This is a genomic window from Variovorax sp. J22G73 (genome assembly GCF_030317035.1).
Taxonomy (GTDB): domain Bacteria; phylum Pseudomonadota; class Gammaproteobacteria; order Burkholderiales; family Burkholderiaceae_C; genus Variovorax.
This window is the reverse complement of the sequence record NZ_JASZYK010000015.1, coordinates 24,971-45,808: the sequence shown is the minus strand read 5'-3', so window position 1 is coordinate 45,808 and position 20,838 is coordinate 24,971. Positions and strand designations below refer to the sequence as shown.

General features: G+C 68.8%; 19 protein-coding genes. 5 read left to right on the top strand and 14 right to left on the bottom strand.

Annotation, left to right across the window (positions count from 1 at the left end; genetic code table 11):
• Position 1 precedes the first annotated feature (1 nt).
• The 7 genes from QTI51_RS33460 to QTI51_RS33430 all read right to left on the bottom strand — a co-directional run bounded on the left by QTI51_RS33460 (position 2) and on the right by QTI51_RS33430 (position 6,527).
• Positions 2-337, bottom strand: a complete 336-nt coding sequence (locus QTI51_RS33460) for a N,N-dimethylformamidase alpha subunit family protein (protein ID WP_116912750.1) — start codon at positions 335-337, stop codon at positions 2-4.
• Positions 338-339: 2 nt separating this feature from the next.
• A complete protein-coding gene (locus tag QTI51_RS33455; RefSeq protein ID WP_116912749.1) occupies positions 340-1,077 on the bottom strand; it encodes a GntR family transcriptional regulator in 738 nt (245 codons plus the stop codon).
• Between the two features lie 87 nt (positions 1,078-1,164).
• Positions 1,165-2,256, bottom strand: coding sequence for an ABC transporter substrate-binding protein (locus QTI51_RS33450; protein ID WP_207786809.1), 1,092 nt, complete (start codon positions 2,254-2,256; stop codon positions 1,165-1,167).
• A 73-nt stretch (positions 2,257-2,329) separates the two neighbouring features.
• Complete coding sequence (locus QTI51_RS33445) at positions 2,330-3,142, bottom strand: ABC transporter permease (RefSeq protein WP_207786808.1); 813 nt, start codon at positions 3,140-3,142, stop codon at positions 2,330-2,332.
• A 35-nt stretch (positions 3,143-3,177) separates the two neighbouring features.
• The gene (locus tag QTI51_RS33440; protein WP_116912746.1) at positions 3,178-4,074 is read right to left on the bottom strand and encodes an ABC transporter permease; all 897 of its coding nucleotides are present in this window, start codon (positions 4,072-4,074) and stop codon (positions 3,178-3,180) included.
• Positions 4,071-5,255, bottom strand: coding sequence for an ABC transporter ATP-binding protein (locus QTI51_RS33435; RefSeq protein ID WP_116912745.1), 1,185 nt, complete (start codon positions 5,253-5,255; stop codon positions 4,071-4,073). Before QTI51_RS33435 ends, QTI51_RS33440 begins: the two co-directional genes overlap by 4 nt.
• Before the next feature lie 18 nt (positions 5,256-5,273).
• A complete protein-coding gene (locus QTI51_RS33430) occupies positions 5,274-6,527 on the bottom strand; it encodes an aminotransferase class III-fold pyridoxal phosphate-dependent enzyme (RefSeq protein ID WP_116912744.1) in 1,254 nt (417 codons plus the stop codon).
• Between the two features lie 103 nt (positions 6,528-6,630).
• Here QTI51_RS33430 and otnK point away from each other — a divergent pair, with 103 nt between their 5' ends.
• Both otnK and QTI51_RS33420 read left to right on the top strand, forming a co-directional pair.
• Positions 6,631-7,914, top strand: a complete 1,284-nt coding sequence (gene otnK, locus QTI51_RS33425) for a 3-oxo-tetronate kinase (protein ID WP_116912743.1) — start codon at positions 6,631-6,633, stop codon at positions 7,912-7,914.
• A 28-nt stretch (positions 7,915-7,942) separates the two neighbouring features.
• On the top strand, positions 7,943-8,641 hold the full coding sequence (locus QTI51_RS33420; protein ID WP_116912742.1) for a class II aldolase/adducin family protein: 699 nt from the start codon (positions 7,943-7,945) through the stop codon (positions 8,639-8,641).
• Between the two features lie 53 nt (positions 8,642-8,694).
• Here the strand turns inward: QTI51_RS33420 and QTI51_RS33415 are convergent, their stop codons facing one another.
• From QTI51_RS33415 to QTI51_RS33405, 3 genes are read right to left on the bottom strand one after another with little or no spacing between them, the layout of a single operon-like run.
• Positions 8,695-10,233: an AMP-binding protein gene (locus QTI51_RS33415; RefSeq protein ID WP_116912741.1), complete on the bottom strand. Its 1,539-nt coding sequence runs from the start codon at positions 10,231-10,233 to the stop codon at positions 8,695-8,697.
• 5 nt (positions 10,234-10,238) lie between these two features.
• Positions 10,239-11,393, bottom strand: coding sequence for a DUF5938 domain-containing protein (locus QTI51_RS33410; protein ID WP_116912740.1), 1,155 nt, complete (start codon positions 11,391-11,393; stop codon positions 10,239-10,241).
• A gap of 25 nt (positions 11,394-11,418) precedes the next feature.
• Positions 11,419-12,222 (bottom strand): SDR family NAD(P)-dependent oxidoreductase, encoded by an 804-nt coding sequence (locus QTI51_RS33405; RefSeq protein ID WP_116912739.1) that lies wholly within the window; start codon positions 12,220-12,222, stop codon positions 11,419-11,421.
• A 239-nt stretch (positions 12,223-12,461) separates the two neighbouring features.
• Between QTI51_RS33405 and QTI51_RS33400 the strand changes: the two genes are divergently transcribed.
• Entirely contained in the window at positions 12,462-13,133 is a 672-nt protein-coding gene (locus QTI51_RS33400; RefSeq protein ID WP_286517439.1) for a TetR/AcrR family transcriptional regulator, read from the top strand.
• A gap of 18 nt (positions 13,134-13,151) precedes the next feature.
• Here QTI51_RS33400 and QTI51_RS33395 read toward each other — a convergent pair whose 3' ends face one another.
• The 4 genes from QTI51_RS33395 to QTI51_RS33380 form a co-directional block, all read right to left on the bottom strand.
• A complete protein-coding gene (locus QTI51_RS33395) occupies positions 13,152-14,198 on the bottom strand; it encodes a LysR substrate-binding domain-containing protein (protein ID WP_286547684.1) in 1,047 nt (348 codons plus the stop codon).
• A gap of 40 nt (positions 14,199-14,238) precedes the next feature.
• Complete coding sequence (locus QTI51_RS33390) at positions 14,239-15,942, bottom strand: tannase/feruloyl esterase family alpha/beta hydrolase (RefSeq protein WP_286517438.1); 1,704 nt, start codon at positions 15,940-15,942, stop codon at positions 14,239-14,241.
• A 42-nt stretch (positions 15,943-15,984) separates the two neighbouring features.
• Positions 15,985-17,424, bottom strand: a complete 1,440-nt coding sequence (locus tag QTI51_RS33385; RefSeq protein ID WP_116912737.1) for an FAD-binding oxidoreductase — start codon at positions 17,422-17,424, stop codon at positions 15,985-15,987.
• 73 nt (positions 17,425-17,497) lie between these two features.
• The gene (locus tag QTI51_RS33380; protein ID WP_116912736.1) at positions 17,498-18,823 is read right to left on the bottom strand and encodes an MFS transporter; all 1,326 of its coding nucleotides are present in this window, start codon (positions 18,821-18,823) and stop codon (positions 17,498-17,500) included.
• 262 nt (positions 18,824-19,085) lie between these two features.
• Between QTI51_RS33380 and QTI51_RS33375 the strand changes: the two genes are divergently transcribed.
• On the top strand, positions 19,086-20,078 hold the full coding sequence (locus QTI51_RS33375; protein ID WP_116912735.1) for a TIGR03571 family LLM class oxidoreductase: 993 nt from the start codon (positions 19,086-19,088) through the stop codon (positions 20,076-20,078).
• Between the two features lie 19 nt (positions 20,079-20,097).
• Positions 20,098-20,802 carry a glutathione S-transferase N-terminal domain-containing protein gene (locus QTI51_RS33370; protein WP_116912734.1) on the top strand — a complete coding sequence of 235 codons (705 nt, stop codon included), beginning with the start codon at positions 20,098-20,100 and terminating at the stop codon, positions 20,800-20,802.
• Positions 20,803-20,838: the final 36 nt, after the last annotated feature.

The window sequence follows — 20,838 nt, the reverse complement described above, 5'->3', positions numbered from 1 at the left end:
TTCAGTCGAGCTTGAGTTCCTGGCCTGTCAGTACCTGCCAGCGCAGGCCGAACACATGCCACTCGGCGTCGTCGAGCGAATCGAAGGTGCGGTCGTGGAACACCTTGACCTTCTGGCCGCGCTCGGGCGGCATCTGCGCCAGGGCCCAGCGCCGGCCCGGCTCCAGCACCACCAGCAGGTAACGACCGCCGGGTGGGCCCCAACGCATGCGGTGCAGCAGCTTCTGCAGTTCCGCGCTGTGCGGACCGCGGATGTGGCTGCGGAATTCGCGGGCCAGGTCGGTGCGCTGCGGGTCGAGGCGGTAGGAGGCGGCGTTCGGGTCGCTGGTGTGATCCATCATCAGGGCGGACTTTCTGCTTGGCGGGATTGGTTGCGCAGCGCGAGCAGCTCGTCCGCGCGCGCGGGGTTGGCGTCGATTTCTCCCAGCACGCGCAGGAAGTCGCGTCCGCCCTCGATCAGGTCGTCGCGAATCGCGGTGCGCACGGCTTCCACGTCGCGCTGCTGCAGGCCGCGCAGCACGTTCACGTGCTGGTGCGCGCCGTCGTAGCGCGGGTGGCCGTGCGGGTAGAGAAAATTCATCATCGGCCCGACCTGCACCCAGATGCGGTCGAGCAGCTCGGTCAGCTGCGGCATGCCGGAACGGCGGTAGATGCCGAAGTGAAAGTCGAAGTTGTGCTGCAGCGCCGCGCGGTAGTCCTTGGTTTTCTCCGCGCGCATCAGCAGGCGATGGCTCTCGGTGAGCTGCTTGATGGCGGCGTTGTCAAGCAGCGGCACGGCGCGCTCGGCCGCCAGCGGCTCCAGCGACAGGCGAATGTCGCGCAGCTCGATGTACTCGGCCAGCGACAGCATGCGCACGCGGATGAAGTAGCCCTCCTTCATCTCGAGCGCACGGTCCCGCACCAGCTGGATCAAGGCTTCTCGCACCGGCGTCTCGCTGGTGCCCATGGTCTTGGCCAGCTCGCGGATCTTCAGGCGCTGGCCGGGCTGGAAGGTGGCCGACATCAGTTGCTCGCGCAGGTGCTCGTAGATCTGGCTGGCCAGATTGACACGTTCGACCACATTGATACCGGTTGCCATTGAAATCTCTCCTTGATTGCGGGTTGCGTAGATTCGCGCGGCCTAGATTGTGGCGTTGGCGAAGCAGTGCACCGCAGCAGGCATGGCTCAGCGGCCCAGCCAGGCGATCCAGCGGTCGCGCAGCATCTGGCGGTTGTTGCCGATCCACTCGTAGTCGGCCACGATCAGCTTGTCGAAGTTCTCGGCCGAGGTCGCCAGCATGGCGCGACGCTCGGGCGGGAACAGGCTGGCGGTCTTGCCGTTGCCGGTGTCGTAGTTGACGGCGTTGACGAAGGCCACGTGCTGCTCGGGCGACGAGGCGTAGAAATAATCGAGGTAGGCCATGGCCGCCTTCGGGTGCGGCGCGCCCTTGGGAATCGACATGTAGCCCACGTCGCGAATGGCGCCGTCCCACGACACGTTGATCGGCACCTTGGCCCCCATCAGCGAGATGAGGCGGCCCGAGTAGCCCATGCTCATGACCACTTCCTTGTTGCGCAGGATCTGCTGCAGCTGGTCGCCGCTCTTCCACCACACGGTGACGTTGGGGCGGATCTTGTCGAGCTTCTTGTAGGCGCGGTCGAGGTCGAGCGGAAACAGCTTGTCGGGCGCCACGCCGTCGGCCAGCAAGGCCGCGACCGGCACCCACCATTCGCGGTCGCCGGTGTCGGGCAGGCCGCGCGGGCCGGGGAACCTGGCGGTGTCCCAGAAGTCGGCCCAGGTCTTGGGCACGTTGGCGCCCTTGAAGGCCTCGGTGCTGTAGCCGATCTGCATGCCGCCCACGGTGCGGATCACGCCGTAGGGCGTGCAGGCGCCCTTCACGCCATTGGCCACCACGCTGGGCAGCTTGGCGCAGTCGATGGCTTGCAGCAGGTCTTTCTTCTGCACCAGGTCGGGCGGCGTGGCCGTGACGATGTCGAATTCCATGCCGCCGCTGCGCGCCATGGCCTGCACCTTGGCCCACTGGTCGGGCACCTCGATGGCGGCGGGCACCACCTCGACGCCCTTGGCCTTGGAGAACGGCGTGTAGAAGTGCTGCACCAGCGTCTTCTCCATCAGCCCGCCGGTGGTGGCGATGACCAGTTCCTTTTCGAGCGCCTGGGCGTGGACGGCGCTCGCGCCCACCAGGGCGGCGGTGCAGGTCAGCGAAGCGAGCGAGGCGCTCTTGCATCGATCGAGCCATTTCGTCATGACAGTCATCGCGAACTCCTTGTGAATGAAGACCAGGAAAAAAGAGAAAAGGGGAGAAAAAGGAGGGAAGAAGGCGCGGCCCTCAGCCGCTCTTCTCGTTGCGCCGCCGCTCCAGCACGCGCAGCAGCGCCACCGCGATCAGCACGGCGATGGACAGCAGCGTGAGCAAGGTGGCGATGGCCGGAATGATGGGCGTGAGGTTCTGCTCGATGTCCTCGAACATGCGCCGCGGCAGGGTGCGCTGGCGCACGCTGGAGACGAAGAAGGACACCACCGGCTCGTCGAAGGAAATGATGAACGCGAACAGCGCCCCGCTCAGCAGTCCCGGCACGATCAGCGGCAGCGTGACGTGGAAGAAGGCGCGGGGCCGGCTGGCGCCGCAGCTCATGGCGGCGGCCTCGAGGTCGGGGTCGACGCGGCTCAGCGCGGCCGACACCGTGAACACCACGAAGGGCAGCGCCAGCACGGTGTGCGCCGCGACGAAGCCGCCCAGCGAGCCCACGATGCCCAGCTGCTGGTAGAACAGGTAGCAGGCCACCGCCACCGCGATGTGCGGTGCGATCACCGGGCCGATCACCAGCAGCTGCGTGGCCGACCTGAAGCGCGCGGTGCCACGCACGATGGCGTAGGACACCATGGTGCCGATCACCACCGAGCACAGCATGGTGAGCGCGGCCACCTGCAGGCTGAGCAGGGCCGCCTTGCGCCATTGCAGGTCGCCGAAGAACTCTTCGTACCAATGCAGCGTGAAGCCGCTCGGCGGAAACTCCAGGAAGTCGGCCGGGCTGAACGACATCGGCACGATGATCAGCGTGGGCACCATGATGAAGAGCACCACCAGCCACACGTAGGCGCGCAGCGAGAAGGCGCCGAAGTCGAAGCGGGCGCGGTTCACTCGGTTCGTGCGGTTAGAGTTCGTCGCGCGGTCGGTCATGCCCCTCCCCCCATCAGCCGGTTGAAGCTCACGGCCTTGTTGAAGACCATGGTCAGCGTGGCGACCACCACCATCAGCACGCCGATGAGCGCGGCGGCAAAAGGCCAGTCGAGCATTTCGCGCACCTGCTGGGACACCAGCGTGGCGATCATCAGCTCCTGCGGGCTGCCGATGAGCGCGGGCGTCACGAAGAAGCCCAGCGCCGACAGGAACACCATGAGGCAGCCGCTCAGCACGCCGGCACGGCTCAGGGGCAGCAGCACTTCGAAGAAGGCGCGGCGGCGGTTGGCGCCCAGCATGGCGGCCGCGCGCATGTAGTCGTCGGGAATGTTCTTCAGCGCCGAGTAGATCGGCAGGATGAGAAACGGCAGCAGCACGTGCGCCATGGCCAGCACCACCGCGCCTTCGGTGTAGAGCAACGTGAGCGGCTTGCCGGTGAGGCCCAGCCACTGCAGCGCGTTGTTGACGATGCCGTCGCGGCGCAGCAGCACGATCCACGCGGCCGTGCGCACCAGCACGCTGGACCACAGCGGCAGCAGCACGCACGCGGTGAGCAAGGCGGCGGTGGCGCCCTTCACCTTGGTCATCATGTAGGCGATGGGAAAGCCCAGCACCAGCGCGAGCGCGGTGGTCAGCAGGCTGATCCAGCCGGTGCGCAGCATCACGCGCAGGTACACCGGGTTGTCGAACACGCGCTGGTAGTTGCCCAGGCCCACATGCGGCTCCAGGAAGCTGGTCGACAGCAGGCTCAGCAGCGGATAGAGGAACACGACGAGCAGCAGCGCGAAGAAAGGCGCCAGCAGCAGGGCCGACGCCGCCACGCTGAGCTGCCGGCTGCCCAGCCACAGGCGCTGGAACGGCGACGGGGTGGTCGGCGCGACCGCGGCGGTCATCGGGCCGCGCCCTTTCTGTCTGCCTCTTTGCCCACCTCCTTGTTCACCTCTTGGCTCACCTCTTCGCCGTAGATGCGCAGTGCCTCGTCGGGCCAGAGCAGGCCCACGCGGTCCCCGCTGGCCACGGTGACGCGGCTCGGGTCGGGCAGCCGCGCGCGCAGTTCGGTGCCGTCGGCCAGCCGCGCGATGCACAGCACGGTGGAGCCGCTGTAGATCACCCCGGTGATGGTGGCGCCGAGCGCGCCGGGCGCATCGGCGCGGCCGAGCGAGATCTGTTCAGGCCGCAAGGCGGCCACCGCGGTGCTGCTGCCCGCGACGCGCCCGACCAGCGCGTCGTTGCGCACCTCGCGCGGCGCGGCGCCACCAGGCAACTGCACCAGCGCCCCATGCGCCCGCAGCGAGCCGACCTGCACCGGCACGAAGTTGGTTTCGCCGATGAAGCCGGCGACGAAACGGGTGCGCGGGCGCTCGTACAGTGCCTTCGGCGCGTCGAGCTGCTGGATGCGGCCCTGGTTCAGGATGGCGACGCGGTCGGCCATGGTGAGCGCCTCGCCCTGGTCGTGCGTGACGAACACCACCGTGATGCCGAGCTGCGACTGCAGCCGCTTGATTTCCAGCTGCATCTCTTCGCGCAGGTTTTTGTCGAGTGCGCTCAGCGGCTCGTCCATCAACAGCACCTTGGGCCGGTAGACGATGGCACGCGCCAGCGCCACGCGCTGCTGCTGGCCGCCCGAGAGCTGCGCCGGCATGCGCTTGCCGTAGCCCGCGAGGCGCACGGTGGCCAGTGCCTCTTCGGCCAGCCGGTGGCGCTCGGCCCGGGCCACGCCGCGCATCTTCAGCCCGAAGGCCACGTTGTCGAGCACCGAGAGGTGCGGGAACAGCGTGTACTTCTGGAACACCATGCCCAGGTTGCGCTGGCTCGCGGGCAGGTAGGTGAGGTCTTCGCCGTCGATGGAAATGCTGCCGGCGTCGGGCAGCTCGAAGCCCGCGATGCTCATCAGGATCGACGTCTTGCCCGAGCCGCTGGGGCCTAGCAGCGCGATGAATTCACCGGCCCGCACGCTGAGCGACACATCGTCCACCGCCTGCACCGAACCGAAGCGCTTGCTGAGTCCGCGGATCTCGATGGCGCCGCCACCGACGGGGGCGGCCGTGGGGGTGGCGCTGGAGGTAGAGGTCATGCGTGCGTTTCCTTGGCGTCAGCGGCGGCCGAAGCGTGCCGCCACCGCGGCGAAGGCGGCGTCGGTGGCCTGCAGCGCCAGGTCGATGTCGTGCTCGGTGTGCGCCAGCGACAGGAACATGTTGTGCTTCGGGTGCATGTAGACGCCGCGGCGCAGCGCCTCCACGGTGAACACCGCGCCCTTGTCGAAGCCGGGGTCGTCGTCGAAAAGAATCAGCGGCAGCGCGGCCGGCCCGGTCTGGCGCACCGGCGTGCCGTGGCTCGCCGCCTGCGCCTCGATGCCGTCGCGCAGGCGCTGCCCCATGCGCTGCACGTGGCCCACCACGTCGGCGGCATCGGCGATCTCCAGCGTGGCCAGGCCCGCGGCCATGGCCACGCCGCCCGACCAGAAAGAGCCTGTGGTGTAGATGCGGGTGGCAGCCTCGCGCAATGCGTCGACGCCGGTGACGGCGGCCAGCGCGTAGCCGTTGGCAATCGATTTGCTCCAGGCGCTGAGGTCGGGGCGCACGCCCACGGTTTCCCAGCTGCCGCCCGCATGCACGCGAAAGCCGGCGCGCACCTCGTCCAGGATCAGCGCGGCGCCGGCCTTGTCGCAGAGCTCGCGGGCACGGCGGGCGAACTCGGGCGTGGGCAGGGCCTGGTCGATGCCCAGGTCGTGCTTGAAAGCGGCGCAGACGATCGCGGCAAGGTCGTTGCCCGCGGCGTCGGCCGCAGCCTCGAGGCTGGCGACGTCGTTGTACGCGTACTGAATGAGGTGCGCCCGGTCTTCGGGCGTGACGCCGGCCGGCACCGGCGTGCACCACGGATCGGCACCGTGGTAGGCCTTGGTGGCCACCAACACCTTGCGCTTGCCGGTGGCGGCGCGCGCGACCATCAGGCTGACGGTGGTGGCGTCGGTGCCGTTCTTCTGGAACAGCACCCAGTCGGCGTGCGCGCTGCGCGCCACGAAGCGCTCGGCCAGTTCCACGAAGCGCGGCGTCGGGCCGTTGAGGCAATCGCCCAGGGCCTGCTGGCGTTGCGCCGCGGCATCGACCTCGGGGCGGTGGTGGCCCAGCAGGTTCGGGCCCCAGCTGCACATGAAGTCGATGTAGGCGTTGCCGTCGACGTCCCACACGCGGCAGCCCTCGCCGCGCTCGAAGAACTGCGGGTAGCCCGCCGGCAGCGAGGCCGCGTTCAGGTGCCCCGTCATCCCGCCCGGCACCACCTTCGCGGCACGTTGGCGCCATGCGGCGTCCTGGCGATTCGACAAAGCTTGCGAGGCAACGGACGACATGCGAGATCCTTGGATGTTGGCGATTTGCGGCATGATATATCATATTTAATCCGCTGCACAACCCCGAAAAACCGGTGCAGCAACCCACACCCGGAGACACTTCATGGCACTTTTGTTCGGCGCATTGGCAGACGACCTGACGGGCGGCATGGAGCTCGCCGCCATGCTGGTGGCACACGGCGTGCGCTGCGGTTTCGTCACGCGGCCCGAGGGCGTGGCGTCGCTGCCCGACGACCTGCATGCAGTGGTCGTCGCGCAGAAGACGCGCGTGATCCCGGCCGCCGATGCGGTCGCGGCTTTCGAGCGCGGCGCGAAGGCGCTGCAGGCGCGTGGTGCGAGGCAGCTCTTCTTCAAGTACTGCGCGACCTTCGATTCGACCGACGCCGGCAACATCGGCCCCTGCGCCGATGTGCTGCGCGAGATGACGGGCGCGCGGCTGACTGGCTTCTGCCCTTCCTTCCCGGAAGCCGGGCGGCGCGTGTTCCAAGGCCACTTGTTCGCGGACCACATGCTGATCTCGGAGTCGCCCAAGCGCTTCGATCCGCTCACGCCCATGCTGGACCCCAACCTCGTGCGCGTGCTGCAGCGGCAGACGAAGACGCCGGTCGGGCTGATCGCGCAGCAGGTGGTGCACGCGGGGCCGACGGCGCTGCGCGCCCATGCGCACGCGCTGGAAGACGCGGGCATCGGCTTCGCCATTGCCGACGCGGCCGAGCCGGCCGACCTCGCGGCGCTCGCGGAGCTCACCTGGAACTGGCCGTTGATGACCGGCAACTCGTCGGTCGGTGCCTACTACCCCGCCCTGTGGCGCCAGAACGGATGGCTGCCACCGGAAGCCGATGCGGATGCCGGCGCGCTGCCCGCCATAGACGGTCCTGGCGTGGTGCTGGCCGGCAGTTGCGCCGACCGCTCCATCGAACAGCTGAAGGCATTCGAACGCGAGCGACCGGTGCGCTGGGTCGACGTGGAGCAGGCGTTGGACGGTGTCGACGTGGTGGGCGACGCGCTCGCCTGGGCGCTGCGCGAACTGCCGCGCGGGCCGGTCGCCATCGCCACGTCGGCGCAGGCCTCGGTCATCGAGCGCATCCAGGCGCGCATCGGCAAGCACGAGGCGGCGGCGTTCGCGGAAAAGATTCTCGGCCAGCTCGCGCGCCGGCTGCGCGACGCGGGCGTGGCGCGCTTCGTGATTTCCGGCGGCGAAACCTCGGGCTCGGTGCTGGAGCACCTGGGCATCGACCGGCTGCAGGTCGGCGCCTATGTGGCCCCAGGCATTTCGCGCGGCGTGGCGATCGACGGCGCGGGTCCGCTCGCGTTGTGCCTCAAGTCCGGAAAGCTCGGCCCCGCGGACATGCTGTTGCCGATGCTGGACAGCATGCGCGACGCGTGACCTTCCCTCTCACCTGCACAGGACGCCCATGACGACCACCACTCCCCCCACCCCGCCCACCGTCCCCACTCTTCCCACGGAACACCAGCTTCGCGAAGCCCTCGCCAGCGCCTACCAACGCCTTGCGCGGCTCGGGCTGAACAACGGCAGCGCCGGCAACATCAGCTGCCGTTTCGGCGAGGACGTGCTGATCAGCCCCACGGGCGCGGACGGCGACAGCATCAGCCCCGAGGCCTTCGTCCACATCGCCATGGGGGGCGAAGCGCGCGGCCCCGGGGTGCCCTCCAGCGAATGGTCGATGCACACCGCCATCTACCGCGCCTACCCGCAGGCCCAGGCCGTGGTGCACACGCACGCCGACGCCTGCGTGGCGCTGTCGTGCCAGCGCAAGCCGATTCCGGCCTTTCACTACATGCTCGCGGGATTCGGCGGCGACGACGTGCGCTGCGCCGAGTACGCAACCTTCGGCACCGACGCGCTGGCGCAGTCGGCGGTCGATGCCCTCGAGGGCCGCAACGCCTGCCTGCTGGCGAACCACGGAATGATCTGCCACGCGCCCGCATTGGACAAGGCCGTGGCCAATGCGGCGAAGCTGGAAACGCTGGCCAGGCAGTACTGGATGAGCGCGCAGCTCGGCGCACCCGTGATCCTGAGCACCGAAGAGATGGCGGTGGTGCGGGAGCGGTATCGCGGGTATGGCAAGTCGCGCCTGAGCACCGGTCGCTGAGATTCGACGTTGGCGGTGTGGGGACCCCCCACATGCGGTGCGGCCAAGTCAGTTCAAGGCAACGCCGCAATCAACGCCGCACGCACATCCTTCTTCAACACCTTGCCCACCTTCGACCGCGGCAGGTCCAGCCACACCTCGACCTGCTTGGGCGCCTTCACGCTGCCGATGCGCGCCTTCACGAAGGCCTTGATGTCTTCCACGTCGACCTGCCGCCCGGCGTGCAGCTGCAGCACGGCCACCACGCGCTCGCCCCACTTCTCGTCGGGCAGACCGACCACGGCGCTGTCCTGGATGTCGGGGTGCTGCAGCAGGGCCTGCTCGACCTCGGCGGAGTACACGTTGAAGCCGCCCGAGATGATCATGTCCTTCGCGCGGTCCACGATGTACAGGAAGCCGTCGGCGTCGAGGTAGCCGATGTCGCCGGTGTGGTGCCAGCCGTGGCGCGAGGCCTCTTCGGTGGCGCGCGCGTCCTTGTAGTAGCCCAGCATCACGAGCGAGCCGCGCACCACGATCTCGCCGCTCTCGCCCGTGGGCAGCAGCGCGCCTTCGGTGTTCATCACGCCCACCTGCACCAGCGGACCGGGGCGCCCCGCGGAAGAAAGGCGGTTCAGCGCAATGGAGCCGTCGTGGTTGAAGTGCTCGCGCGGCGACATCATCGAGATCATCATCGGCGCTTCGGTCTGGCCGAAGAGCTGCGCCATGACGGGGCCGATCTTCTGCAGCGCCTCTTCGAGCCGCGCGGCGGACATGGGCGCAGCGCCGTACCAGAAGCATTGCAGCGACTGGAGCCTGGTGGACGCCAGCTGCGGGTGCTGCAGCAGCATGTAGATGAGCGTGGGCGGCAAGAAGGTGTGGGTGATGCCGTGTTGCTCGATGAGCCCGAGAAACTCGCCCAGGTCGGGCCTGGGCATGATCACCACGCGCCCGCCCAGCGCCATCACCGGCAGGCACAGCACGCCGGCCGCATGCGTGAGCGGCGCGAGCGCGAGGTAGGCGGGCCGGCCCTCGAAGGGGTAGCCCATCAGGGTCAGCGCCGACATCGCCTCCAGGTTGCGGCCCGACAGCATCACGCCCTTGGGCTGGCCGGTGGTGCCGCCGGTGCCGGCGATCATCGCGACGTCGTCGACCACGGGAACGTCGATGGGCGCGTCGCTCGCGCCGTCGAGCCACTGGTCGAGCGACGGGGCGTATGGCATCTCGCGGTCCAGGCACACCAGCGTCGTCAGCTTGGGCAGGTCGGCGCGCATCTGCTCGACCAGCGGCGCGTAGTTGCTGTGGAACACGAGGCAGCTGCAATCGAAGGCGTCGAGCACGTAGCGGTTCTCGGCCGCCTCGTTGCGCGGGTTGATCGGGCACCACACGGCCGCGGCACGCGAGAGCCCGAAGACGCACGCGAACGCGACGGGGTCGTTGCCCGACAGCACCGCCACCTTGCTGCCCGGCCCCACGCCGCTGCGCTGCAAGGCGCGGGCCACGCGGTGGCTGAGCCGCTGCACGTCGCCGTACGACAGCTGTGTATCCCCCATGCCCAGGCAGGGCGCGTGGGCGCCCAGCTGGGCGCCCTTGTCGAGGTAGTCGACGAGGCGCATGGCCGTCAGCCCAGCCGCGTGAGCACGGGCTCCTGCACGAGCCCGAAGCCGCGCAGCGCACCCAGCAGCTCGTGGTGCCCGAAGGCCTGGCAACCCGAGGCGAAGCCGGCGCGCCGCGGTGCCTGCTGCAGCAGCGATGCCGCCGCGTAGGCCTGCAGCAAACCGGTCTGCTTGTAGTTGCAGTTGCCGAAGATCACGCAGTGCACGCGGCCCAGCGGACCCGAGGCATGCACCGAATCGACCGACTTGTTGATGCGCGGGTTCTCGCGCGGGGGCATGGTGTTCATCACGCCCGAGGCGGTCTGCGACAGCGCGGCATAGCGGTCTTCCTCGTTCATGCCCTCGGTGGCCTTGAGCGCGGCCGCCACGATCTGCGGCACGCCCTGCATCAGCGCCTTGTTGAACACGCCGCCGAGCACCTTCACGTTGGCCACGCGCGGATCGCGCTTGAACCACACGGGGTGCGAGGTGCCGCCCCACGGCAGCGCCAGCGCCGCCTCGTGCTGGCCCGGAATGGCCAGGTGGTACAGGCCCGCGTCGGGCTGCCATTCGACGTACTCGTTCTGTTCGAGGTAGTAGGCCTTCGAGGTGGCGGCATTGACGAGGATGGTCTGCGTGGACGCGATGGTCGGGCTGCCGCCCCAGAACACGGCGATGTCCAGCGTGTCGAGGCCCGGCGTTTCCAGGCACAGTTGCGCGGCGATTTCGCCGGTGGTGTACATGTGCGCCAGGCCGGGCGAAAGCAGCAGGCCCGCCTTGGCAAACCTGTCGCCCCATTCGCGCTCCAGCGTGATGAGCCAGTCTTGCTCGCCGGTGGTGTCGGTGTAGTGGCAGCCTGCCGCCAGGCTCGCTTCGACGACCTCGGGGCCGAACTTGGCGAACGGCCCCACGGTGTTCAGCACCACCGAGGCGCCGGTGAACAGCTCGGTGAGCGCGCCCACTGAATGCTTCACCTCCACCACCTCGTAGTTCGCGGTCTCGATGCCGGGCACGTTCGATTTCATGGCCGCGTCCACCTTCTGCGCGCTGCGGCCCGCGGCGACGAACGGAATGTTGTACTCGCGCAGGTACTCGCAGACCAGGCGGCCGGTGTAGCCGGAGGCGCCGTAGACGACGACGGGCTTCTTCTTGCCCGTGTTCTTGTTGGTGCTGGTGCTCATGCTGTGTCTCCTTGGTGTTCTTCGTTCACATGCCCATGCCGCCGTCCACCGCGAGGCCCGCGCCGGTAATGAACCGGGCCGCGTCGCTGCAGAGGAAGACCACCACGTCGGCCATGTCGCCGACCTCGCCCAGGCGCCCGAGCGGCGTCTGGCCGATCACGTCGCCCACCGCGGCCTCCACGCTGGGCGCGAGGCCCGCGGAGACGATGTCGCTCGCCAGCTTCATGCCCATGTCGGTGGGCACCAGGCCGGGGTAGATGCAGTTGACGCGCACGCCGTAGCCCAGCTTGCCCGACTCCATGGCCGCGACGCGCGTGGCGCGGTCGACCGCCGACTTGGTGGCCGAGTAGCCCGCGATGGCCGGAAAGGCGATGGTCGCCGCGACCGATGCGATGTTGACCACCGCCCCGCCGCCGCCCGCGCTGCCGCCGGGGCGCATCGCGCGAAACGCGTGCTTCATGCCAAGCAGCGTGCCGGCCACGTTCACGTCGAGCATGCGGCGCAGGTCGTCGCCATCGACGTCGATCACCAGCGAGGTGATCTCGATGCCTGCGTTGTTCACCAGGATGTCGAAGCCGCCCAGCTCCTTCACCGTGGTCTCGGTGGCGGACGCCCAGTCGGCGTCCTTCGTGACGTCGAGCGGCACGAAGCCCACCTTGGCACCTGAAGCAGAGAGCCGCGACGCGGTTTCGCGCCCCAGGTCGGCGAGCACGTCGCCGATCATCACGGAGGCACCGGCGGCCGCCAGCGCCTCGGCAATGCTCGCGCCAATGCCGCGCGCACCGCCCGTCACGAGCGCGTTGCGCCCTTTCAAGTCGAACTTGGCCATCACTTGTCTCCTGTCTGAATAGTTGTGAGATGGAGCGGCCATGCTAGAAATCGACTTTACGAGTGTCAAGTTTTTATTTGACGACTGCCCAAATTCTTAAATCGCCATCCGTGGCACGCCTGATGCGGGTTCTCCCGCTTGCGTGCTATGGTTTGAACCAACGAAGAACACACAGCCGGCATGCAAGCGGCAGGCTTTCCATGACGACACATCAACGGGTCAAGAAACACACTGAACGAGTGCCCAAGGCACGCGTGGACAAGTTCTCGGAGCGCCGCGCCGAGCTCGGCGAGGCAGCGCTCACCACGCTGGCCGCGCTCGGCTATGCACGCACCAGCCTGCGGGAGATCGCGCAGAACTCCGAGTTCTCGCACGGCGTGCTGCACTACTACTTCAGCGACAAGGTCGACCTGATCATCTGCAGCGTCAAGCAGTACAAGGCGCGCTGCGTCACGCGCTACGACCACGCGGTGGAAACCGCCGCCACCTACGACGAGCTGATGGACGGTTTTCTGCAGAGCCTGGGCGACACGCTGCGCGACGAAGGCCACGTGCACCGCCTGTGGTACGACCTGCGTTCACAGGCGCTGTTCGAAGAGGCTTTTCGCGCCGACGTGGTGCAGATCGACAAGAGCCTGGAAGACATGATCTGGCGCATCATGAGCCGCTTCGCGGAGCTGTCGGGCGAGTCCGGCGGCATGCCGCCCTCGGCCACGTATGCGCTGTTCGACGGCCTCTTCCAGCAAGCGCTGCTCAAGCACCTGTCGGGCGATGCGAAGGCCATCGAGACGCTGCAGTCCGATGTGCGCCAGGCCATTTCGCGCCTGTTCGCCGCACCGGCCAAAGCATCGGCCAAGACAGCGGTCAGAACAGCTGCCACCGCCGTCGCCGGCCGCAAGCGCATCGCCTGACGCGCGTCGCCGCCGCCGCTATGCCTTCGGCGCTTTCGGCGGCTTGGGTTCCTTCTCCTTGGGCTTCTTCGCCGGCACGACCACGCGTGCGCCGGCCCACTGCCCGCTCTCGCACAGCTCGCGCATCACGTCGCCGATGAGCGCGCACACCGCGCGCTTGGCGTTCGTGGTCGGCAGGTGCACCGACACGCACAGCCCCAGCGTGCGGAACATCGACGGCGAGTCGATGCGGTGCGCGGCCAGCCGGCCTTCCTGCACCTCGCGCTGCGCGAGCCCGAAGGGCATGATGGTCGGCCCCAGCCCCGCCTCCACCGCCGCCTTCAGCGTGTAGACCGAGTTGATTTCCGCGGCCACCTGCGCCGCCGGGTGCCCGGCCTGTTCCAGCACCGCATCGACCAGCCAGCGCGTGCAGTGTCCGTGCGCATTCGCGGGCCACACCAGCGGCCGCGCGGTGGCCTGCGCGATGCTCACGTCGCCGGGCGGCAGCGCATGCGCGCTCTGCGGTGATTCGAGCAGCACGAAGTCTTCTTCCACCAGCGGCGTGAACAAGATGTCTTCCGCGGGCATGGTCGGCGAGAACACCGCCACGTCGACACGCCCGCGCAACAGCTGGTCGGCCATGTTGCCGGTGAGCTCCTCGTTCAGGTGCAGCACCACGTCGGGGTAGCGCCGCGCCGCGGCGCGCATCAGAGGCAGCGCCATCATGGGCGACACGCTTTGCGGCAGCGCCGCCACCACCGAGCCCACCACCGCGTCGGACGCCACGTGCACCGCGGCCTTGGCATCGCTCACCTGCTTGGTGATGCCCTGCGCGTATTCGTAGAACACCTTGCCGGCCTCGGTCATCGCCACGCCGTTGCGGCTGCGCAGCAGCAGCTGGGTGCCGAGCTCGGACTCCAGCTCGGCCATCTGCTTGCTCAAGGCCGACTGCGCGATGAAGAGCTGTTGCGCGGCGCGCGACAGGCTGCCGCAGTCCACGATGGCGACGAAATACTTGAACTGGCGCAGTTCCATCCAAAGGTCTCCGGCCGCGCGCTGCAAGGGCTGCAGCGGCGGGCCGGTCATTCTAGGTCGCGGTATGCAGGCCTTCGGTTCGGACAAGTCCTCAGTTCACGCAGTCGAAGCTGGCTGCGTCGTGCGTGTCGCCCGTACCCTTGTAGCGCGGGTAGGCCGGGTACTTGCACATCGGCCTGGAGAGCGCCGTGGCCCCGCTCGCGGCATCGACCTTGCGCTGCACCAGCTTCTGCGCCGACGCGGGCACGCCCTGCTCCACCCACGTCGACATCGCCTTCAGCAGGTCGACCTTGTCGGCGCCCGGCCCGCCGTAGCAGTGGCCCACGCCCGGCGCTAGAAAAAGCTCGACCGTGTCGTCGGCCTTCTGCTGGCCCAGCGTGCTCACCACGCGGTCGTAGTAGCGCGACGTGTCGCGCGCGCTCACCGAGGTGTCGTTGGTGCCGTTCCACAGGATCAGCTTGGCGCCGCGCGCATGCAGCTTGCCCAGGTCGGGGTCGGCCGCGCTGAACAAGCTGCCGATGACGCCCATGCGCGCGAGCCACTGGTCGGGATTCCACGCGAGCGTGTCGAAGGCCGCGTCCTGCGTGATGAACGAGCGAACGAAGCCGTCCGAGAACATGCCCTGGATGGAGTTGCCGCCCAGCGCCGCCTGCGGCCAGATGTACGAGCCCCAGCCCTCGGCCGTGTTCTCCAGCCCGAAGTTGTAGCCCGGGTGCGACCATGCGTTGTCCGACGTGGCCACGGCCGAGATGATGGTGTTCACCGTGCCGATCTGCGCGTCCGACAGGCAGCTGTCGCCCGTGTCCGCGCCGCCCGCGCAACGCAGCGGCGCGGGGTCGTAGTTGCAGGCCGCGGGCCTGGAGACGATGCCGTCGGCCACGCCGTCGAGCGCGTCGCACTGCGCGAGCACCGCGTTGGCGAGCAGCGTCTGCTTGGCGGCGTTGAGCGTGTTGGCCGGCGTGCGCACCCGCTTGGAGATGCGGTTGAACTGCATGAACAGGCCCATGATGTTGCCTGCCGGCGCGCGCGCCACGATGCCGTCGAAGTCGTCGGGAAAGCGCTGCGCCTGCATCAGCGCGTCGTGCCCGCCCATGGAGCAGCCTTCGAAGTAGCTGCGCGCGGGGCCGCTGCCGAAGAAGGCCGCGATGACCTCCTTGCCCGGCGGCAGCGCGCGGTGTTCCGACTGCTGCGTGAAGTCGAGCAGCTTCGCCGGATCGGCCGCGAAGCCCGCGGCGAAATAGCCCGCGTCGGCCGGCCCGCCATAGTCGTAGCCGCCGTTGGTGCCGATGGTGGCGTAGCGCTCGGAGAAGATCGATTCGCTGAACTGCGGGTCGGTGGCCTTGGGCAGTTGCCCGTCGAAGCCGCCACCGCCGATGAAGGCCAGCTTGCCGTTCCAGCCTTCCGTGGGCAGCCGCGCCTCGAAGCGCAGGCTGGAGCCCTTGAAGCTCGCGGTGACGACGCAGTACGCGGGCTGCGGCCCGGTCGCGGCCACCACCTTGGCATCGTCGACGAGCACTGCGCCGGCGCCGAAGGCCTCGCCCTTGAGCGTGGGGCACTTGTCGGTGAGCGACATGGCGGGCGGCGGGGGTGCGGCCGGGGGCGCGTCCGGGGGAGGAGTGGCGGGCGCGGGTGCCGGAGGCAGCAGCGGCAGGAAGCCGCTCGCGCTGCTCCCACCGCCGCCGCACCCCGCGGCCAACGCGGCCATGGCCACGGCCACCGAAACTGAAACCAGCGCGCGGCGTGCAACCGTGGGTGCGAGCGTGGGTGCGACCGTGGGCATGTTCGAGCTCTTCATCGTCGTGTCTCCAGTGTTGTTGTGCGTAAAGCGAAGAGCCGTTCAAGCCGCGGCCGGCCCGACCACCTTGCCGGGGTTGAAGATGTCGTGCGGGTCCAGCGCGTGCTTGATGGCGCGCATCAGCGCCACGGTGTGCTCGCCGTGCTCCTCCACCAGGTACTTCATCTTGTGCAGCCCCACGCCGTGCTCGCCTGTGGAAGTGCCGCCGTGTCGCAGCGCGCGCTGCACCAGCCGGTGGCTGAAGGCCTCGGCCGCTTCGTTTTCCTCGACGCTGTTCGGGTCCACCAGCACCAGGCAATGGAAGTTGCCGTCGCCCACATGGCCGAACACGGGGGCGAGCAGGCCGTGCGCATCAATGTCGGCCTGCGTTTCGTCGATGCACTGCGCCAGCGCCGACAGCGGCACGCATGCGTCCGTCGTCAGGCTGCGGCTGCCCGCTTTCAGCTGGAGGCAGGCGAAGTAGGCGTGGTGGCGCGGTGTCCACAGGCGCGAGCGCTCTTCCTGCCGAATGGCCCACTGGAAGGCGCCGCCGCCGTGGTTGCCCACGATCTCGCGCACCACGTCGGCCTGCTCGTCGATCTGCGCCTGGCTCGCGCCAAACTCCAGGAACAGCGTGGGGTTCTCGCTGAGCGAGGTGCGGCTGTGCGCGTTCACGGCGCGGATCGTCAGCGCGTCCAGCATCTCGGCGCGCGCCAGCGGCACGCCCATCTGGATCGCCTCGGTCACGCAGTCGACCGCCGCGCGCACCGACGGAAAGTGCACCACCGCCGCCGCGTACGCCTCGGGGTGCGGATGCAGCCGCACGGTCGCCTCGGTGATCAGGCCCAGCGTGCCTTCGCTGCCGCAGTACAGCTGCGTGAGGTTGTAGCCCGCCGAGCTCTTGCGCGCCTGCGAGGCGGTGCGCACCACATCGCCGTTGGCCGTGACCACCGTGAGGCTCACGAGGTTGTCGCGCATGGTGCCGTAGCGAACGGTGTTGGTGCCCGAGGCGGCCGTGGCGACCATGCCGCCGATGGACGCGTCGGCCCCGGGGTCGACCGAGAAGAAGAAGCCGGTCTCCAGCAGCGCCGCGTTCAGCTGCCCGCGCGTGACGCCGGCCTCCACCGTGGCCGTGAGGTCACCGGGGCGAATGGCCAGCACCTTGTTCATCTGCGAGAAGTCGACGCACACGCCGCCCTGCACCGCCAGCAGGTGGCCTTCCACCGACGAGCCCACGCCGAAGCCGATGACCGGCACGCGCTCCCGCGCGCAGGCCCGCACCACGAAGGCCACTTCGTCGGTACTGTGCACGAACACCACCGCGTCGGGCGGCTGCGGCAGGTAGGCCGATTCGTCGGTGCCGTGCTGCAGCAGCACAGCCTGGCTGGTGGAAAAGCGCTCGGCAAACCTGCGCTGCAGCAGCGCGAGCAGTTCGGGCGACGGGGATCGCCGGGCGACGGCGGGCGCGTTCGAACGCGCAGGGGTACTCACGACCGCATCCATGGGGTTCTACTTTCAGGAAACGAAAACGGGGGAGAAAGCGCCGCGGGCGAACGCCGCGGCGCGGGGAAACGAATCAGCGCTTCGAAGCGATGCGCTCCGGCTTCACCAGCAGCACCAGCACGGCGCCGACCACCAGAATGGCCGCCAGCATGTGCAGCCCGGCATCGGTGCTCTGCGTGGCGTCCTTGATCAGGCCGATGAGAAACGGCGCGCTGAAGCCCGAGAGGTTGCCGAAGGAATTGATGAGCGCGATGCCCGCCGCCGCAGCCGCGCCGCCCAGGAAGGCCGTGGGCATGCCCCAGAAGATCGGCAGCGTCGACATGATGCCCATGGTGGCCAGCGTGAGCCCGGCCATCGCGAGCGTCGCGTTGCCGTGGAAGGCCACGCTCAGCACCAGCCCGACCGCGCCGACGATGGCGGCCAGCGCGCTGTGCCAGCGGTACTCCAGCCGGCGGTCGGCGCTGCGTGCCATGAGGTACATCGCCACCACGCCGAAGCTCCACGGAATGGCGCTGAGCAGCCCGATGTCGAGCGCGCCCTTCACGCCGATGGCCTTGATGATGCTCGGCAGCCAGAACGAGATGCCGTACAGCCCCGAGGTGTAGGCGAAGTACACCAGCGCCAGCAGCCACACGCGGCCGTTGCTCAGTACGCTGAGGATGCGCGGCGCGGCCTTGCCCGCGTCTTCGGCGGCGATGTCGCGCGCGATGAGCTCGCGCTCGGCGGGGGTGAGCCACTGCGCGTCCTTCACGCGGTCGTCCAGGTAGCGCCACACCACCAGGCCCAGCGCCACGGTCGGCAGGCCCTGAAGCAGGAAGAGCCACTGCCAGCCGGCCCAGCCGTTCACGCCGCCCATGCCCTGCAGGATCCAGCCCGAGATCGGCCCGCCCAGGATGCCCGCGAACGGAATGGCCGCGAGGAACAGCGAGGTCGCCTTGCCGCGCCGCGCGGCCGGGTACCAGTAGGTGAGGTACAGGATGATGCCGGGGAAGAAGCCTGCCTCGGCCGCGCCCAGCAGGAAGCGAATGACGTAGAACGACACCGGCGAGCTCACGAACATGGTGGCCGCCGAGAGCAGGCCCCAGGTGATCATGATGCGGGCGATCCAGCGGCGCGCGCCCACGCGGTGCAGCACCACGTTGCTGGGCACCTCGAACAGGAAGTAGCCGATGAAGAAGATACCCGCGCCCAGGCCGTACACCGCCTCGCTGAACTGCAGGTCGCCCTGCATCTGGAGCTTTGCGAAGCCGACGTTCACGCGGTCGAGGTAGGCCACGATGTAGCACAGGAACAGCAGCGGAATCAGCCGCCAGCCGACCTTGCGGTACACGGCGTCGGACGTGCTGTCGAGGCGGCCCTTGTAGGGCTGCGCGCCGGCAGCGGTGGTGGTGGAGCTCATGAGGGGGCGTCTCGCTTTCTGTGGATCTTGCGGGTCTTGGGGTTCGTGTGGGCCGTATCAGTGCCACGATGGTCGTGGCGCCCCCCGCATCGCCGCAGCGGGTTTACGCGCAAGATTCATATGGATTAAAGATCGGTGCATCTCCGAACGAGATTGCCCCGTGCGATCATTTCGCGGCACCCCCTCAACCTGAGCACGCGAGCGTGCGAACACGCGAGCATGCGAACACGTGGACACGTGAACACGCGAGCACCCGAGCGACATGACCCCCTTCAACATCGCCTACCGGCAGGCCTTGCTCGCCGGCCGCCTCACGCTGGGCCTGATGACGCCCATGGCCCGCGCCAACGGCGCGATGGCGGAGCCCGCGCTCGAGCTGCAACTTGCCAGGCACGCCGACGCGCTCGGCTTCGCCGCGCTGTGGACGCGCGACGTGCCGGTGATGGTGCCGCAGGGCGAAGAAATCTCGGTGCTCGACGAGCCCTTCGTCTGGCTCGCGACGCTGGCCGGCGCCACCGCGCGCATCGCGCTGGGCACGGCCGCCGCGGTGCTGCCGCTGCGACATCCGCTGCACGTGGCCAAGGCCGCGTTGTCGTTGAACCGGTTGTCGGGCGGGCGCTTCGTGCTGGGCCTGGGCTCGGGCGACCGCGAAGCCGAATTCGCCATCTTCCAGCAGGACATCGCGCTGCGCGGCGACGTGTTCCGCGAGCGCTGGAACCTGGTGCGCTCGGCGCTGTCGCCCGAGGTTGAAGACCGCGCCGTCCTGCGCGAGGCCACCGGCGGCTACGACCTGATGGCGCCGCCCGCCGAGCGCATCGGCATGCTGGTGGTGGGCTCTGCGCGCCAGTCGCTGCAATGGACCGCCGCGCATGCCGACGGCTGGGCCACCTACCACCGCGACGAGGCGCGCCAGCAGGGCCGCATCGGCCTGTGGCAGACCGCGCTGCGCGAGCGCAACGCGGGCGAGACCAAGCCGTTCGTGCAGTCGTTGCAGCTCGACCTGCTCGATGACGCCGATGCGCCGGCCGAACCCATCGAGCTGGGCCTGCGCACGGGCCGGCACGCGCTCGTCGGCTACCTCGACCGCATGGAAGACGCGGGCGTGGCCCACGTGCTGCTGAACCTGGTGCGCGGCCCGCGCCCGGCGATGGAAGTGGTCGACGAACTGGGGCGCGAGGTGCTGCCGCGGCTGCAAGGCCATGCGCGCACGCCGCGGGCCCAAGCCGGGCAGAATCCGGCGCTTGGCAAAACCTGACCCTCATCAAGGACGACACATGACCGATCTCTCGAGCTTCCCCATCACGAAGAAATGGCCCGCGCAGCACCCCGAGCGGCTGCAGCTGTATTCGCTGCCCACGCCCAACGGCGTGAAGGTGTCGATCATGCTGGAGGAAACCGGCCTGCCCTACGAGGTGCACCTGGTGAGCTTCGAGAAACAGGACCAGATGTCGCCCGAGTTCCTGTCGCTCAACCCGAACAACAAGATCCCGGCCATCCTCGACCCGAACGGGCCCGACGGCAAGCCGCTGCCGCTGTTCGAGTCGGGCGCCATCCTGGTGTACCTGGCGTCGAAGACCGGCAAGTTCATTCCGCAGGACACCGCCGGGCGCTACGAGGCGCTGCAGTGGGTGATGTTCCAGATGGGCGGCGTCGGCCCCATGTTCGGCCAGCTCGGCTTCTTCAACAAGTTCGCCGGCAAGGAGTACGAGGACAAGCGCCCGCGCGACCGCTACGTGGCCGAGTCGAAGCGCCTGCTGGGCGTGCTCGACAAGCACCTGCAGGGCCGCAAGTGGATCCTGGGCAACGACTACAGCATCGCCGACATCGCCACCTTCCCGTGGATCCGCAACCTGGTCGGCTTCTACGAAGCGGGCGACCTGGTGGGCTTCAAGGACTTCAAGAACGTCGCGCGCGTGCTCGAAGCCTTCGTGGCGCGCCCCGCCGTGGCGCGAGGGCTGAACATTCCCGCGCGCGGCTGAGCGCCGAGGCCCCGTCGTCCTGGCGGTGGGGCTATG